This is a genomic window from Burkholderia sp. BCC1988 (assembly GCF_905339895.1).
Classification (GTDB): Bacteria; Pseudomonadota; Gammaproteobacteria; order Burkholderiales; family Burkholderiaceae; genus Burkholderia.
In genome coordinates, this window is sequence record NZ_CAJPHA010000001.1 from 211,009 (window position 1) to 224,529 (window position 13,521).

Here is a 13,521-nt window from a genome sequence, read left to right on the forward strand (position 1 = left end):
GACGTCGATCAGCATACCGGAAGTACATGGCCGGATCGGCGTTCGTGCATGCGCGGGCGGCATCGTTCGGCCGGGCCACGCGCGTGGCGTCGAGGGGGCACGGAACGGCGGCACGTGGCACGCAACGCCCGCCGGATGCGGCAAATGGCACGGCGCGCTGCGGCGCCCCGGCCGACACGGCATCCGCCCTGTGCCGGCAGTGCCATTCGATTGCGCCGGCGCCCGCCGCTGCCTTACGATCCACCTGACCCCCGACCGGAGTGCGCTCATGCTGTCCGAAGACGAACTCGCGCTGCTCGATGCGATCCGCGCCACCGGCAGCCTGTCGCGGGCGGCCGCGCGGCTCGGCAAGGCGCCGTCGACCGTGTCGCACGCCGCGCGGCAGCTCGAAGCGCGCTTCGACGCGCTGCTGTTCGACCGGCGCGGCTACCGGCTGCAGCTCACGCCGGCCGGCCAGCTGCTGACCGACGAGGCATCGCGCCTCGCGCTGGACGTCGCGCGGCTCACGCAGCGCGTGCGGCAGGTCGCGTGCGGCTGGGAGGACCGGCTGTGGATCGTCAGCGACGAGGTGCTGGAATTCGATACGCTGCTGCCGGTCGTCCGCGCATTCGATGCGCTCGATTCGGGCGTGTCGCTGCGTTTCACGCACGAAGTGCTCGGCGGCACCTGGGAAGCGCTGCGCGACGGTCGCGCGGATCTGGTCGTCGGCGCTACCAACGAGCCGCCGGCGATTCCGGGCTTCAAATGGTTCGAACTCGGCGCGATGGAGTGGGTGTTCGCCGTCGCGCCGCGCCATCCGCTGGCGTCGGCGGGCGCGCGGCTGACCCGGGACGCGATCGGCGCGCATCGCGCGGTCGTCGTCGCCGACTCGTCGCGGCAGGCCGTCGGCCGCGCGTACGGGCTGCTCGGCGGGCAGGCGGTGCTCGCGGTGCCGTCGATGCGCGCGAAGATCCTCGCGCAGCGCGACGGGCTCGGCGTCGGCTGGGTGCCGCGCCGGCGGGTCGCGTCGCTGCTGGCGCGCGGCGAACTGGTCGAAAAGGAAACGGCCGATCCGCGCGAGCCGAACGTTTTGTATGTCGCGTGGCGCGGCGACCGCGACGGCCGCGCGCTGCAATGGTGGCTGGAGCAACTGCGCGAACCGCGGCTCGCGCAGCGTCTGCTCGACGGGATCGACGTGTCGGGCTGAGCGCGCCGGGCCGGCACGCGCCGGACGGCCGGGGCAAACACGTTCGAAGATTTCGCACATGTCTGCCGCGCCGGTCGTACGGCAAGGCCGGGCGCCGCGCGCATCCTGTGTTCACGGTCAACTCACCGGTTCAAGGAGAACATCATGCAACGCTTCGAAGGAAAAACGGTCCTCGTCACGGGCGGCAACAGCGGCATCGGCCTGGCGGCCGCACGGGCATTCGCGGCCGAAGGCGCGCGGGTCGTCATCACCGGTCGCGACGAGCAGACGCTTGCCGCCGCGCGCGAGTCGCTCGGCGACGGCGCGCTCGCGATCCGCAACGAGGCCGGCAGCGTCGCGTCGGCGCGGGCGCTCGCGGACGCGATCGCGGCCGCCGGTGCGCGCCTCGACGCCGTGTTCATCAACGCGGGCGTCGCGAAACTCGCGCCGTTCGCGGATATCGACGAGGCGTTGTGGGACCTCGTGTTCGACACGAACGTGAAGGGCGCGTATTTCCAGATCCAGGCGCTCGTCCCGCTGCTGAACCGCGGCGCGTCGATCGTGATCAACGGCTCGATCAACGCGCACATCGGGATGCCGGGTTCGTCCGTGTATGCGGCGAGCAAGGCGGCCGTCAATTCGTTCGCGAAGACGCTGTCGACGGAACTGCTGCCGCACGGCGTGCGGGTGAACGTGGTGAGCCCCGGGCCGGTCCAGACGCCGCTGTACGGCAAGCTCGGCCTCGATGCGGCGACGCTCGACGAGACGGCCGACAAGATCAGGGGGCTCGTGCCGATCGGCCGGTTCGGCACGCCGGACGAAATCGCGTCGACGGTGCTGCACCTGAGCGCGCCCGAGTCGGCGTTCATCGTCGGCGCGGAAATCATCGCGTCGGGCGGGATGGGCTTGCTTTGAGCGTGGAACCGGCGCGGCTGCACGGCCCGACGCGAGGGCGGGCGCCGCAGCCCGCCGTGCAATCGCATCGCTAGCGCGATGCACAGGCGTCACGGACGTCGCCGGCCTGATCGCGTCCGTGGATCTGCGTGACCGTCAACCCCGAGAACGTCGCGCTGCCGTGCTCGGCGAACACGGCGACGCGGTCCGCATCGGGCGGCGGGAAGATCAGGTCCGTCAGCGCGACGCGGCCGCCGTTCGCGAACACCTCGACCGAACCACGATCGACGACGATTTCGAGCCGCAGCTGCCCGTGCTCGAGCGGCAGATCGACGATGTGCTCGCGGCTGAACGTGCCCGCGAAATCCGTGGCGCCGGAGCGCGAGCGGTCGAGCGTCAGCGTGCGCTTCGCCGTGTCGTACACGATCCGGGTGCCGATCGAGCCATCCGCGGAGCCCCGCACGATCAAACCCGCGCGGGCCGCGCGCCGCGGCGCGATCGTCACCGTGATGCGCTGGACGGTGCCGCGGGTGGTGTCCGACAGCGCGCGCGTGGCGGACTCGACGCTCAGGTTGCCTTCATGCACGGCGGGCCGCCCGTCGGCCCACGCATCGAACGCGGCTGCCGGCGTCACGATGAGCGTCGGTTCACCGCCGATCGTCTTCAACGCGAGTTCGCGCGGCACCGTCGTCGCGCCGCGCCAGGGCGCCGTCGGCGCTTTCGCCGCGTAGTCCCAGTTGCTCATCCATGCAATCGCGACAGGGCGCGCGCCCGGCGCGCCGGAGAACGTGCCGGCCGCATAGAAGTCGGCGCCGTGATCGACCCAGCGGAATCGCGCGGGATCGGAGCCGGCCGGTGCGACCCGGTCGGGGACGAACGTGCGACCGTCGAAGTCGCCGACGAAATACATCGCGCCGGAACCGCCGGCGATCGACCACGGGTTGACGTTGACGATCATGACCCACTTGATGTGCCGCGGATCGTCGTCGACGGGCAGCGGCACGAGGTCGGGCATTTCCCACAACGCGCCCGCATGCGGCACGTCCGGCAGCGTGAAATCGCTCAGGAACGACCAGTGAATCAGGTCGTCGGAACGATAGAGCTTCACGACCTGCGCATCGGCGACGACGGTCGTCATCAGCCAGTAGCGTCCCGGCGCGTACCACGCCACCTTCGGGTCGCGGAACTGCTTCGATTCCGGATCGAGCGTGAGCACCGGATTGCGCGCGTAGGGCCGCCAGGTCGCGCCGTGGTCGAGGCTGTACGCGAGCGACTGCGCCTGCGTGCCGGCTGCGTGACCCGAGCCGTCCTTGTAGACGCTCGTGTAAAGCGCAACCAGCGGCGTCTCGCCCGGCGCGCCGAGGCCGGACGTATTGTGCGTGTCGGCGACGATCGAGCCGGAGAAGATTTCCTCCGTCGCGTTCGCGCGCATCGCGACCGGCTGCTCGCGCCAGTGGACGAGGTCGGTGCTGGTCGCATGGCCCCACGACATGTTGCCCCAGTCGTGGCCGAGCGGGTTGTATTGGTAGAACAGGTGATAGCGGCCGTTCTCGTACACGAGGCCGTTCGGATCGTTCATCCAGTTGCGTTGCGGCGTGTAATGCACGGCCGGTCGCCATTGCGGCGTGCCGTTTTCGGGCGGCGTGCCGCAGGGCGCGGCGATGGCGTGCGTGCAGGCCGCGCTTGCCGCACACGCGAACAGCAGCCGGGCGATCCGGAGGGAAAAGCGAAAAAACGTCGATTTCATGCGGGGTTCCGTGCTTCGGCGCGCGAAGCGGGAAAGGAACGCGCATGCCGCTTGCGACGGCGGCATGCGCGATTCTGCGAAGGAGGGAGGCGGCGCGCACGCGACACGCATGACGTGCGCCGCCTCGACGCGGGCGGTGCCCGCCGCGTTCGTAGCGAGCCCTTTACGGACTCGTCACGGGCGGGTGCCCGCGTCGCCGTCAGTGACCGGCGCCCGTCGCCGGCAGGTTCGCCGGGATGTCGCCGTAACCGCCGAGGCCGCCACGTCCGTACGTGCGGTCGACCGCCGTCGACGTGCCGTTGATGTTGACCTTCACCGTCGGCGCGAGCGTGCCGCCGCGACGCGGGCCGATCGCATCGATGAACGACTCGACGAGCCCGCCCGGCATCACGAAGTGCGAATACGACTGGAATTCGCGCGGGTTCTGGTTCGGGTCCTGCGAATACGGCGCGCCGGCCGGTGCGGAGAAGTCGGTCGGGTTGCCGAGCACGAGGCCGCTGCCGCCGTTCAGCGGCAGGAAGTCGCTGCGGATGCCGTTGCCGACGAAGCCGTAGACGCCGTCCGGCCCGTCGACGCCCGCGGCCATCGTCGTGCGGTGGCTGATCGTGAACAGGTAGTACTTGCCGTCCTTCAGATAGATCTGCGGACGCTCGGTCTGGTCGTCGACGCAGTTCGCCGACAGGATCGGCGGCAGGAACTTCCATTCGGTCAGTTGCGGGTTCGTCGCGACCGCCAGGCCGACGTTGGCCTTTTGATACACTGCGCCCGAGTTCATCACGGCGTTGAGGTCTTCGCGGTACGGATCGTTCGGCGCGTAGCCGAGGTCGGCCTCGGTGCAGGTCCGGGCGCCGCGCTGGCCGCCCGTGTTGCCTTCGAACACCATGTAGGTCTTGCCCGGATGCGCGGGGTCGGTGAACACGAACGGATCGCGGAACGAGAAGTAGGTGTTCTGCTGGCCGGTCTGGTAGTAGTTGCCGTCCGGCTGCAGCAGCGCCTTGTGATCGTCGAAGCCGCTGAACCACACGTGCTTGTCGTCGGCATGGATATGACCGTCGGCGCGCGTGATGATCGCCTGCGGCGGCGTGATGTCGGCGCCGCCGGGCGCCGAGCGGTTGAACGACGTCGCGGTGTAGTACAGGCTGACGTTGTCGCCCTGCGTGAGGCGCGCGGAGCCCGACCATTCGGCGTTGTTGGTCATCGGCGACGTGCCGAACACCTTGACGCTCGCACCGTCCGGGAACAGGTGGCCGCCCCAGGTCCAGCCGCCGTTCGCGGGCCGCTGCGACGCGGGAATGCCGGCGCGGCGGTAGAAGAAGCCGATGCGCGCGTGGACGTGACGATCGTCGAACGTGTAGCCGGCATGCGGGTCGGCCGTGAGCGAGAAGATCACCTCCCAGCCCTTGTAGCTGAGCTGGTTCGCGCGCAGGTCGGCGAGCGGCCAGGTATCCCAGACCCACACGTTCGAGTTGATCAGCGGGAAATCCTGCGGGATGTCCGGCATCGTCAGCGCCTGCGGCAGCGAGTTCCTGTCGGCGCCGGCCGTGTGCGACTGCGCGACGATCTGGCGGATGTCCGCGCGGGTCCAGCGCATCGTGAAGTTGCCTTCGGGGTCGTAGGCCTGCTGCGTATGCGGCGTGGGCGCGGGGGCGCCGGTGCTCTGTGCATGCGCGACGCTCGACGCGGACGCGAAGGCGGCCAGTGCCGCGCCAGCGAACAGCAAACGTTTGGCCGCGGTCGCGCGGCAAAAAGGAAAGTAAGTCATGTAGGCGTAGTTTCCGTTGACGGTGAGAAGGAACTGCTGACGGGATATCGATATCCAAACCGGTTTGGATGCTAATTCAAACCGGTTTGGACGTCAAAAGATTAATTTTTGACGGTAATAACTACCATTCGGCAATAATTGCTGCGCGAGCGGCGCGGCCGAATGGCATGCACAACGCGAGGAGCGACGTGAAGGTGAATCTGAAGGCCCTGTCGGATGCGCTCGGGCTGTCGCGCACGACGGTCAGTCGGGCGCTGAACGGCTATGACGACGTGAGCGAGGCGACCCGCGAGCGCGTGATGAAGGCCGCGCGCGACCTTGGCTATGTCGCGGATCCGACCGCGCGCCGGCTGGCGACGGGGCGCTCGGATGCGATCGGCATCGTGTACCCGTTCGACGCGGGAGATCTCGGCGATCCGCGCTTTGGCGAGGTCGTCGCGGGCATCACCGAACGGCTCGCCGAGCGCAATCTCGACTTCATCATCGCGGCCGCGCGGCCGAACGCCGAACTGGACACGTATCGCCGGCTCGTCGACGGGAAGCTCGTCGACGGGCTGATCGTCGCGCGCACGCTGGTCGACGATCCGCGCCTCGCGTACCTGCGTTCGCATGCGTTTCCGTATGTCGCGTACGGTCGCACGCAAGCCGCCGAGCCCTACGCGTGGTTCGATTTCGACAACGAGGCGGGCGCGCGCGATGCGGTGCGGCGCCTGATCGGCTTCGGTCATCGCCGTATCGCGATGATCAGTGCGCCGCTGTCGCTCAATTTCGCGATGCAGCGTCGCGCCGGGTATCTTGCGGCGCTGCGCGAGGCCGGCATCGCGCCCGATCCGGCACTGCTCGTCGAGTGTCCGTTTACGCGCGACGGCGGGCAGCAGGGCGTGCAGGCGCTGCTCGCCCGGGCCGAACGGCCGACCGCGCTGCTGGTCGACAACAACATCGTGGGCGGCGGCGCGTTCCGGGCGCTGATCGACGGCGGCTTGCAGCTTGGGCGGGACATGTCGCTGATCGTCTACGACGGCGTGCCGCCGGACGTCGCGCATCCGCATCGCGTGACGGCGGTGGTGCAGCCGACCGGACATGCGACCGGGCGTGCGCTCGCGGACCTGATGCTGGCGTTGCTCACGGACGGCGTTCGCGGCCATCGGCTCGAGATGCCGGTGATCGACGCCGGCGATACGGACGGGCCGCTGCACGGGTAGCCGACGCGGCGTGAGCCGGGGAGCGGGGCGCGATCCGCAACGGACGTTGCGGGATGCGCTCCGTCGCAAAAGCCATGACGGCGGCAGGGCCGAATGCCGGGTTTCTAGACGACCGGTCTAATTCGACGCTATCATCCAGCCTCATGAATGCGACGTCGCAAAAATGCCATATCGCGCTGCGATGCTGGGCGCGCAGGTGATGCCGTCGTTTTTTTCGAGCCATTTCTAGACGACTGGTCTATTAGGCCTGGCAATATTTTTGGTACGGAGCCGGCACGTTGACGCGCGCCAGCGGCCTAACCCGCAGGCGCGCCGTCGCCGCCGCCGCGACGCGGCCCCGTTCCCCCATTTCTAAGGAGTGTCCGATCATGAAGATTCTGGTTGTCCTGACCTCGCACGACACGCTCGGCGACACCGGCAAGAAAACCGGCTTCTGGCTCGAGGAACTGGCCGCGCCGTATTACACGTTCAAGGATGCGGGCGTCGAGTTGACGCTCGCGTCGCCGCAGGGCGGCCAGCCGCCGCTCGATCCGAAAAGCAGCGATCCGGCCGCGCAGACCGACGCGACGCGCCGCTTCGACGCGGATCCGGCGGCCAAGGCCGAACTCGCCGCCACGCGCAAGCTGGCCGAGGTGTCGGTCGACGATTACGACGCGGTGTTCTATCCGGGCGGGCATGGCCCGCTGTGGGATCTCGCCGAGGACCTGCATTCGATCGGCCTGATCGAGCGCGCGCTGGCGGCCGGCAAGCCGGTCGCGGCCGTGTGCCACGCGCCGGGCGTGCTGCGCCACGTGAAGGACCCGAAGACCGGCGAGTCGGTCGTGCGCGGCAAGCGTGTGACGGGCTTCACCAACAGCGAGGAAGCGGCCGTCGAGCTGACGGAAGTGGTGCCGTTCCTCGTCGAGGACATGCTGAAGACCAACGGTGCGCAGTTCGAGCGCAGCGCCGACTGGGCGCCGCATGTCGTCACCGACGGGCTGCTGATCACGGGGCAGAACCCCGCGTCGTCGGAGCCGGCAGCCGAGGCGCTGCTCGCGAAGCTCGGCCGTCAGTAAGCCGAGCCTGGCGCCGGCATGACCGGCGCCGGATGGTTTCCGTCGTCGGGCGCGACCGTCCCGGCGACGGCTCGCATCGTTCCGCCGTGCGCACCGCGCGGCGGCTCATCCAGTCGTTTCGCAGAACCAAGCAAAGGAGTGGTGGATGTCTGCCCTGTTCGAACCGTTCAAACTCAAGGATGTCACGCTGCGCAACCGCATCGCGGTGCCGCCGATGTGCCAGTACGTCGCCGAAGACGGCGTCGTCAACGACTGGCATCACGTGCATCTGGCCGGTATCGCGCGCGGCGGCGCGGGCCTCGTGATCGCGGAGGCGACGGCCGTGTCGCCGGAAGGCCGCATCACGCCGGGCTGTGCCGGGCTGTGGACCGATGCGCAGGCCGCGGCGTTCGCGCCGTCGGTCGCGGCGATCAAGGCGGCCGGCGCGGTGCCCGGCATCCAGATCGCGCATGCGGGCCGCAAGGCGAGCGCGAACCGGCCGTGGGAAGGCGACGACCACATCGCCGACGGCGATCCGCGCGGCTGGCAGACCATCGCACCGTCGGCGGTGCCGTTCGGCGCGCACCTGCCGAAGACGCCGCGCGCGATGACGCACGACGACATCGCCCGCGTGCAGGCCGACTTCGTCGCGTCGGCGAAGCGCGCCCGCGACCTCGGCTTCGAATGGCTCGAACTGCACTTCGCGCACGGCTACCTCGGCCAGAGCTTCTTCTCCGTGCATTCGAACCAGCGCGACGACGAGTACGGCGGTTCGGCGGAAAACCGCGGCCGTTTCCTCGTCGACACGCTGAAGGCCGTCCGCCAGGTCTGGCCGGAGCACCTGCCGCTGACCGCGCGTCTCGGCGTGATCGAATACGACGGGCGCGATGAAGCAACGCTCGCCGAATCGATCGCGCTCACGCAGCGGATGAAGCAGGAAGGCCTCGACATGCTGAGCGTGTCGGTCGGTTTCTCGACGCCCGACGCGCGCATTCCGTGGGGCCCGGCGTTCCTCGCGCCGATCGCGGAACGCGTGCGCCGCGAGGCCGGCTTGCCGGTGTCGTCCGCCTGGGGGATCGATACGCCGCAACTGGCCGAGCGCGTCGTCGCCGAGCAGCAGCTCGATCTCGTGATGGTCGGCCGCGCGCATCTTGCCGATCCGCACTGGCCGTACTACGCGGCCAAGCAGCTCGGGGTCGAGCGGCCGTCGTGGACGCTGCCCGCGCCGTACGCGCACTGGCTCGAACGCTACCGCGTCGCCGACAAGGCGGCCTGAGCACGCGTTGTACCGCGCGGCGGCGCGTTCGCGGCACGCATTTGACGATGCTTGGCAGTGCGTGCGCATGCCGTTGCGGCGTCGATGGATAGAATGGCGGTTCGTACAGGCTCGCGGCCTGCACGACCGCCATTTTTCATTTCGACCGAGGTGCCATGCGCGCACATGTCTCGCCTTCCCAGGATTCCGCCACGCGGCCGCGTGCCCAGCAGATCGCCCGCGCCGTGCTGTATGCGGCGCTGCTGGTGCTCGCGCTGTGGGTGATCCGAGATTTCCTGCCCGCCATCGCGTGGGCCTGCGTGATCGCGATCGCGTTGTGGCCGCTGCTGAAACGCTTCGAATCCGACCGCTGGTTTCGCGACCGGCCGACCCTGATCGCGACCGCGATTACCGCGGGCGTGTCGCTGCTGGTCGTGCTGCCGGTCGCGATCGCGCTCGCACAGGCGATCTCGCAGGCGCACGACCTGCGCCTCTGGCTGCATTCGATCCAGGACAACGGCATTCCGCTTCCGGACGTCGTCGGCCGGTTGCCGTACGGTGCCGCGCAGGTCACCGAGTGGTGGCAGGCCAATCTCGGTCATCCGCTGCACGCAGGCAGCGCGATGCATGGCGCGAGCGGCGAGAAGTTCATCGCGTTCGGCCGGCAGTTCGGCACGAAGCTCGCGCATGCGCTGTTCGAGTTCGGCTTCATGCTGGTCACGCTGTTCGTGATCATGCGGGCCGGCCACAAGCTGTCGGGCGCGTTGCTGCAGGGCGCGCGGCGCGCGTTCGGCCGCGGCGGCGCGGACCTGATCGAACGGATGGTCTCGGCCGTGTACGGCACGGTGACCGGGCTGGTCGTCGTCGGGCTGGGCGAGGGCGCGATTCTCGGCGTCGCGTATGCGCTCGCCGGGGTTCCGCACGCCGCGCTGCTCGGCCTCGTCACGGCCGTCGCCGCGATGCTGCCGTTCTGCGCGCCGATCGTGTTCTGCGGCGCGGCGCTCTGGCTGTTCGTGCAGGGCGCGACCGCGTGGGCCGTCGTGGTGCTGGTGCTCGGCTTCGTGGTCGTGTTCGTCGCCGAGCATTTCGTGCGGCCGGTGCTGATCGGCAGCTCGACCCGCCTGCCGTTCCTGCTCGTGCTGTTCGGCATCCTCGGCGGGGCCGAGACGTTCGGGCTGATCGGCCTGTTCGTCGGCCCCGCGCTGATGACGGTGCTGACGATGCTGTGGGCGGAATGGGTCGCTTGACGATGCCGCCCGTCGCGCCGACTCGACGCATCGACGTCAGAAGGCGGCTGGGCGCGCGAACGCGTCGGCCACGGCCACGATTCGTGACGATCGGGCACGCGCCGGACTGCGTCGGGCAGCGCATCGGACACAAGTCTCTACATTTCTTTTCGATCCGGACCCAAAGGTCGAGTAGCATGGGGCTTTCGATCACGCCGGCATGGCGCAGCAGATTTCACCAAGCATGCGATTGATTCCGATGTCCCGCCCCGCAGCGACGCTGTCCCTGGCCGCCAGCTGCCTGATGCTGCACGGTTGCGCGTGGTTCGACTCGTGGCTGCCGTTCTCGTATGCGCGCACGCCGCTGGCGAGGGCCGCGTCGCGGCACGGCGCGACGCGCGCCGACGTCGTTCGCGCCGGCGGCAACCCGCGCAGCGTGTGGATGGTCCGCAACGGCAGCGGCGTCTGCTACAACTACTTCATCGAGCACGACAACGATCACCGGGCTTTCTTCGTCGTGTTCGACAAGGCCGGCGCCGTCACGCAACACGGCTTCGATACCTGCATGGACGCCGATCGCAAGGGCACGCTTCAGTCGGACAAGGCCGCCTCGCGCTAGCGCGGCCGCCATGCGCCGCGCGAGCGTGTCACGCCGTCGTCACGCTATCGTGTCGACCACGCCGCCATCGACGCGCAACGCCGCGCCCGTCGTCGCCGAGGCCTGCGGCGAGCACACGTACACAACCAGGTTCGCGACTTCCTCCGTCGTCGCCGGCCGCTGGATGATCGAGCTCGCGCGCTCGCTGCGCACGAAATCGACCGCGACGTCGTCGATGCTGCGGCCCGTGGCGTCGGCCGTTTCCTTCAGCAGCGCGCGCACGCCTTCCGACATCGTCGGCCCCGGCAGCACCGAATTGACCGTCACGCGGGTCCCGGCCGCGAGTTTCGCGAGGCCGCGCGCGATCGCGAGCTGCGCGGTTTTCGTGAACCCGTAGTGAATCATGTCGACCGGGATGTTCAGCCCGGACTCCGACGAAATGAACACGATGCGGCCCGTGTTCCGCGCGAGCATCCCCTTCAGGTAGTGTCGCGCGAGACGCACGCCCGACATCACGTTCATCTGGAAGTAGTGGGCCCATTCGTCGTCGTCGATGTCGAAGAACGCCTTCAGCCCGTAGATGCCCGCGTTGTTGACGAGGATGTCGGCCTCCGGCGTGTGCTGCGTGATGCGCGCGGCGCCGGCGGCGTCGGACAGGTCGGCCGCGACGCCGTCGAGGTCCGCGCCGGGTACGGCGCTGCGCAGCTGCGCGAGCGCGGCGTCGACCGACTTGTCGCTGCGTCCGTTGACGACGACGCGTGCGCCCGCCTGCGCGAGCCCTTCGGCGATCGCCAGCCCGATGCCGGCGGTGGAAGCGGTGACGACCGCGGTCTTGCCTGTCAGATCGATGTGCATGAGCGTACCGGTTGGAAGAGGGAACGGAACCCGCCGGGCGTGCCGCGGCGGCCGGAATTCAAAGCTTAGGCGATCCGGTGACCAAGCGTCGGGTCGCGGTTGCATCGCGCCGCGCAGTCTTGTACGGTGTGCGTTCGCCGTCCGATCCGGGAGCCCGTCGCGTGAGCCGTTCCGCCAACCCCTGCGCCATGCCGTCGCCGTTCTGGCGCGACGCCGCGCTGCCGTTCATCGAGGCGCGCACCGTCGACGACGGGCGGACGATCTGCTACGCGAAGCACACGCACGACACGTTTTCGCTCGGCGCGATCGTCGGCGGCACGAGCACCTACCTGAACGGCGCGACGAAGGAGCACGTCGGGCGCGGCGTGCTCGTGATCATCGATCCGGAGCAGGTGCATGCGTGCAATCCGTACGGCCCCGACGCATGGGCGTACCGGATGGTCTACGTCGACGTGCCGTGGCTCACCCGCCTGCAGCATTCGCTCGGGCGCGACCCGAATCGCGATTTTCACGGCTTTTCGCCGAAGTTGACGCAACGGCGCGACCTGTTCGCACGATTCGGCGGCTTTTACCGCACGCTCGTGGCGCCCGGCGTCGATCCGCTCGGCAAGGAGAGCGCGGCGGTCGAGTTCTTCACACGGCTGCACGGCGCGCTCGATCGCGAACTGCCCGACGCCGCCCGGCGCGGGGCCGACAACGCGAAGCTCGCGCGCGCGGCCGACTACATCGCCGCGCATTGCCGTCAGGCCGTCTCGCTCGATGCGATCTGCGCGGCCGCCGACTTGTCGCCGTCCTACCTGATCCGCGCGTTCAACGCCCGCTACGGGATGACGCCGCATGCGTTCCTGATCGACCGCCGCGTGCAGTACGGGCGGGCCGAGTTGCGCCGCGGCCGGCCGATCGCCGACGTCGCGCTCGATGCGGGCTTCGCGGACCAGGCGCATTTCCAGCGCGCATTCCGGCGCATCGCGGCAGCCACGCCGGGGCAGTATCGAAGCGCCGCGAGCTGACCGGCGAACCGTGGGGCGGTGCCGGCGCCGCGACCACACACCGAAACAATGGCGCTAAACGTCGAGCAGATAAAGCGCGCTGCCCGCGAGCAGCAGCGCCATCGCGCGGTTGAACAGCCGCATCCGCCGCGCATTCGCGAGCCGGTGCCGCAGCGACGCACCCGCATACGCCCAGCACGCGATCGACGCAAAGCAGATCACCAGATACAACGCCGCGAATTGCCACACCTGCGCGGGCTCGCCGTCGGCCGCATACGCGCCCATCGCAGCCACGCACGCGAGCCACGCCTTCGGATTCAGCCATTGCATCGCCGCGCCGGCCGCCGCCGACGGGCCGGCGACGTTCGGCGCAGCCGGATCGTCCGGATCGGCCGACAGCCGGCCGTCGTCGAGCGCGAGCCGCAGCGCGAGGTAAAGCAGGAACGCGATTCCCGACCATTGGGTGGCGGTGGTCAGCATCGGCCAGCGCGCGAGCGCCGCGTGCAGCCCGAGGCCGATCAGCAGGAACAGCGCGACGAAGCCGAGCGTCGCGCCGGCCGCGTAGCGCAGGCTCGCGCCAAGGCCGTGGCGTGCGCCCGCGCTGAGCGCGACGATGTTGACGGGACCGGGCGTGATCGACGACGCCAGCGCGAACGCGGCCATCGAAACCAGCATGCTCATTGATTGCCTCCATGCGAATGTCAAAGTCGCATCGAGACTAAAGAAGCCGTGCGGGTCCGTATTGAAGAAAACTGCCCTCGGCGGCGCTGTCGGGATTCACGTCACGCTGAACC

The 13,521-nt window shown here is 69.3% G+C and carries 12 protein-coding genes; 8 read left to right on the forward strand and 4 right to left on the reverse strand.

Annotated features, from left to right (window positions below; translation table 11 throughout):
• The first annotated feature begins 268 nt into the window (after positions 1–268).
• Positions 269–1,186 (forward strand): LysR family transcriptional regulator, encoded by a 918-nt coding sequence (locus tag U4012_RS00885; RefSeq protein WP_321795348.1) that lies wholly within the window; start codon positions 269–271, stop codon positions 1,184–1,186.
• Positions 1,187–1,330: 144 nt separating this feature from the next.
• Positions 1,331–2,080, forward strand: a complete 750-nt coding sequence (locus U4012_RS00890; protein WP_124665847.1) for an SDR family oxidoreductase — start codon at positions 1,331–1,333, stop codon at positions 2,078–2,080.
• A gap of 70 nt (positions 2,081–2,150) precedes the next feature.
• Here the strand turns inward: U4012_RS00890 and U4012_RS00895 are convergent, their stop codons facing one another.
• Together U4012_RS00895 and U4012_RS00900 are read right to left on the reverse strand one after the other, a co-directional pair.
• Positions 2,151–3,806, reverse strand: a complete 1,656-nt coding sequence (locus tag U4012_RS00895; RefSeq protein ID WP_321795352.1) for a glycoside hydrolase family 32 protein — start codon at positions 3,804–3,806, stop codon at positions 2,151–2,153.
• A gap of 199 nt (positions 3,807–4,005) precedes the next feature.
• The gene (locus tag U4012_RS00900) at positions 4,006–5,568 is read right to left on the reverse strand and encodes a glycoside hydrolase family 68 protein (RefSeq protein WP_321795354.1); all 1,563 of its coding nucleotides are present in this window, start codon (positions 5,566–5,568) and stop codon (positions 4,006–4,008) included.
• 167 nt (positions 5,569–5,735) lie between these two features.
• Between U4012_RS00900 and U4012_RS00905 the strand changes: the two genes are divergently transcribed.
• From U4012_RS00905 to U4012_RS00925, 5 genes are all read left to right on the forward strand, one after another.
• Complete coding sequence (locus tag U4012_RS00905) at positions 5,736–6,770, forward strand: substrate-binding domain-containing protein (RefSeq protein WP_321795995.1); 1,035 nt, start codon at positions 5,736–5,738, stop codon at positions 6,768–6,770.
• 368 nt (positions 6,771–7,138) lie between these two features.
• Positions 7,139–7,825, forward strand: a complete 687-nt coding sequence (locus U4012_RS00910) for a type 1 glutamine amidotransferase domain-containing protein (RefSeq protein WP_321795356.1) — start codon at positions 7,139–7,141, stop codon at positions 7,823–7,825.
• A 145-nt stretch (positions 7,826–7,970) separates the two neighbouring features.
• The gene (locus tag U4012_RS00915) at positions 7,971–9,080 is read left to right on the forward strand and encodes an NADH:flavin oxidoreductase/NADH oxidase (RefSeq protein WP_321795358.1); all 1,110 of its coding nucleotides are present in this window, start codon (positions 7,971–7,973) and stop codon (positions 9,078–9,080) included.
• 155 nt (positions 9,081–9,235) lie between these two features.
• Positions 9,236–10,306: an AI-2E family transporter gene (locus U4012_RS00920; protein WP_321795360.1), complete on the forward strand. Its 1,071-nt coding sequence runs from the start codon at positions 9,236–9,238 to the stop codon at positions 10,304–10,306.
• Between the two features lie 223 nt (positions 10,307–10,529).
• Complete coding sequence (locus tag U4012_RS00925) at positions 10,530–10,904, forward strand: hypothetical protein (RefSeq protein WP_321795362.1); 375 nt, start codon at positions 10,530–10,532, stop codon at positions 10,902–10,904.
• 39 nt (positions 10,905–10,943) lie between these two features.
• Here U4012_RS00925 and U4012_RS00930 read toward each other — a convergent pair whose 3' ends face one another.
• Positions 10,944–11,738 (reverse strand): SDR family NAD(P)-dependent oxidoreductase, encoded by a 795-nt coding sequence (locus tag U4012_RS00930; RefSeq protein WP_321795364.1) that lies wholly within the window; start codon positions 11,736–11,738, stop codon positions 10,944–10,946.
• Positions 11,739–11,899: 161 nt separating this feature from the next.
• Between U4012_RS00930 and U4012_RS00935 the strand changes: the two genes are divergently transcribed.
• Positions 11,900–12,748: an AraC family transcriptional regulator gene (locus tag U4012_RS00935; RefSeq protein ID WP_193759902.1), complete on the forward strand. Its 849-nt coding sequence runs from the start codon at positions 11,900–11,902 to the stop codon at positions 12,746–12,748.
• Between the two features lie 54 nt (positions 12,749–12,802).
• On the opposite strand, the gene U4012_RS00940 is transcribed toward U4012_RS00935, so the two are convergent.
• On the reverse strand, positions 12,803–13,408 hold the full coding sequence (locus U4012_RS00940) for a LysE family translocator (protein WP_321795367.1): 606 nt from the start codon (positions 13,406–13,408) through the stop codon (positions 12,803–12,805).
• Positions 13,409–13,521: the final 113 nt, after the last annotated feature.

Excerpts from the sequence above, each read along its gene's own strand:
- U4012_RS00910 (WP_321795356.1), top strand. The coding sequence starts at position 7,139 with ATGAAGATTCTGGTTGTCCTGACCTCGCACGACACGCTCGGCGACACC.
- U4012_RS00900 (WP_321795354.1), bottom strand. The coding sequence starts at position 5,568 with ATGACTTACTTTCCTTTTTGCCGCGCGACCGCGGCCAAACGTTTGCTG.
- U4012_RS00905 (WP_321795995.1), top strand. The coding sequence starts at position 5,736 with ATGCACAACGCGAGGAGCGACGTGAAGGTGAATCTGAAGGCCCTGTCG.
- U4012_RS00920 (WP_321795360.1), top strand. The coding sequence starts at position 9,236 with ATGCGCGCACATGTCTCGCCTTCCCAGGATTCCGCCACGCGGCCGCGT.
- U4012_RS00925 (WP_321795362.1), top strand. The coding sequence starts at position 10,530 with ATGCGATTGATTCCGATGTCCCGCCCCGCAGCGACGCTGTCCCTGGCC.
- U4012_RS00940 (WP_321795367.1), bottom strand. The coding sequence starts at position 13,408 with ATGAGCATGCTGGTTTCGATGGCCGCGTTCGCGCTGGCGTCGTCGATC.
- U4012_RS00930 (WP_321795364.1), bottom strand. The coding sequence starts at position 11,738 with ATGCACATCGATCTGACAGGCAAGACCGCGGTCGTCACCGCTTCCACC.
- U4012_RS00895 (WP_321795352.1), bottom strand. The coding sequence starts at position 3,806 with ATGAAATCGACGTTTTTTCGCTTTTCCCTCCGGATCGCCCGGCTGCTG.
- U4012_RS00915 (WP_321795358.1), top strand. The coding sequence starts at position 7,971 with ATGTCTGCCCTGTTCGAACCGTTCAAACTCAAGGATGTCACGCTGCGC.
- U4012_RS00885 (WP_321795348.1), top strand. The coding sequence starts at position 269 with ATGCTGTCCGAAGACGAACTCGCGCTGCTCGATGCGATCCGCGCCACC.
- U4012_RS00890 (WP_124665847.1), top strand. The coding sequence starts at position 1,331 with ATGCAACGCTTCGAAGGAAAAACGGTCCTCGTCACGGGCGGCAACAGC.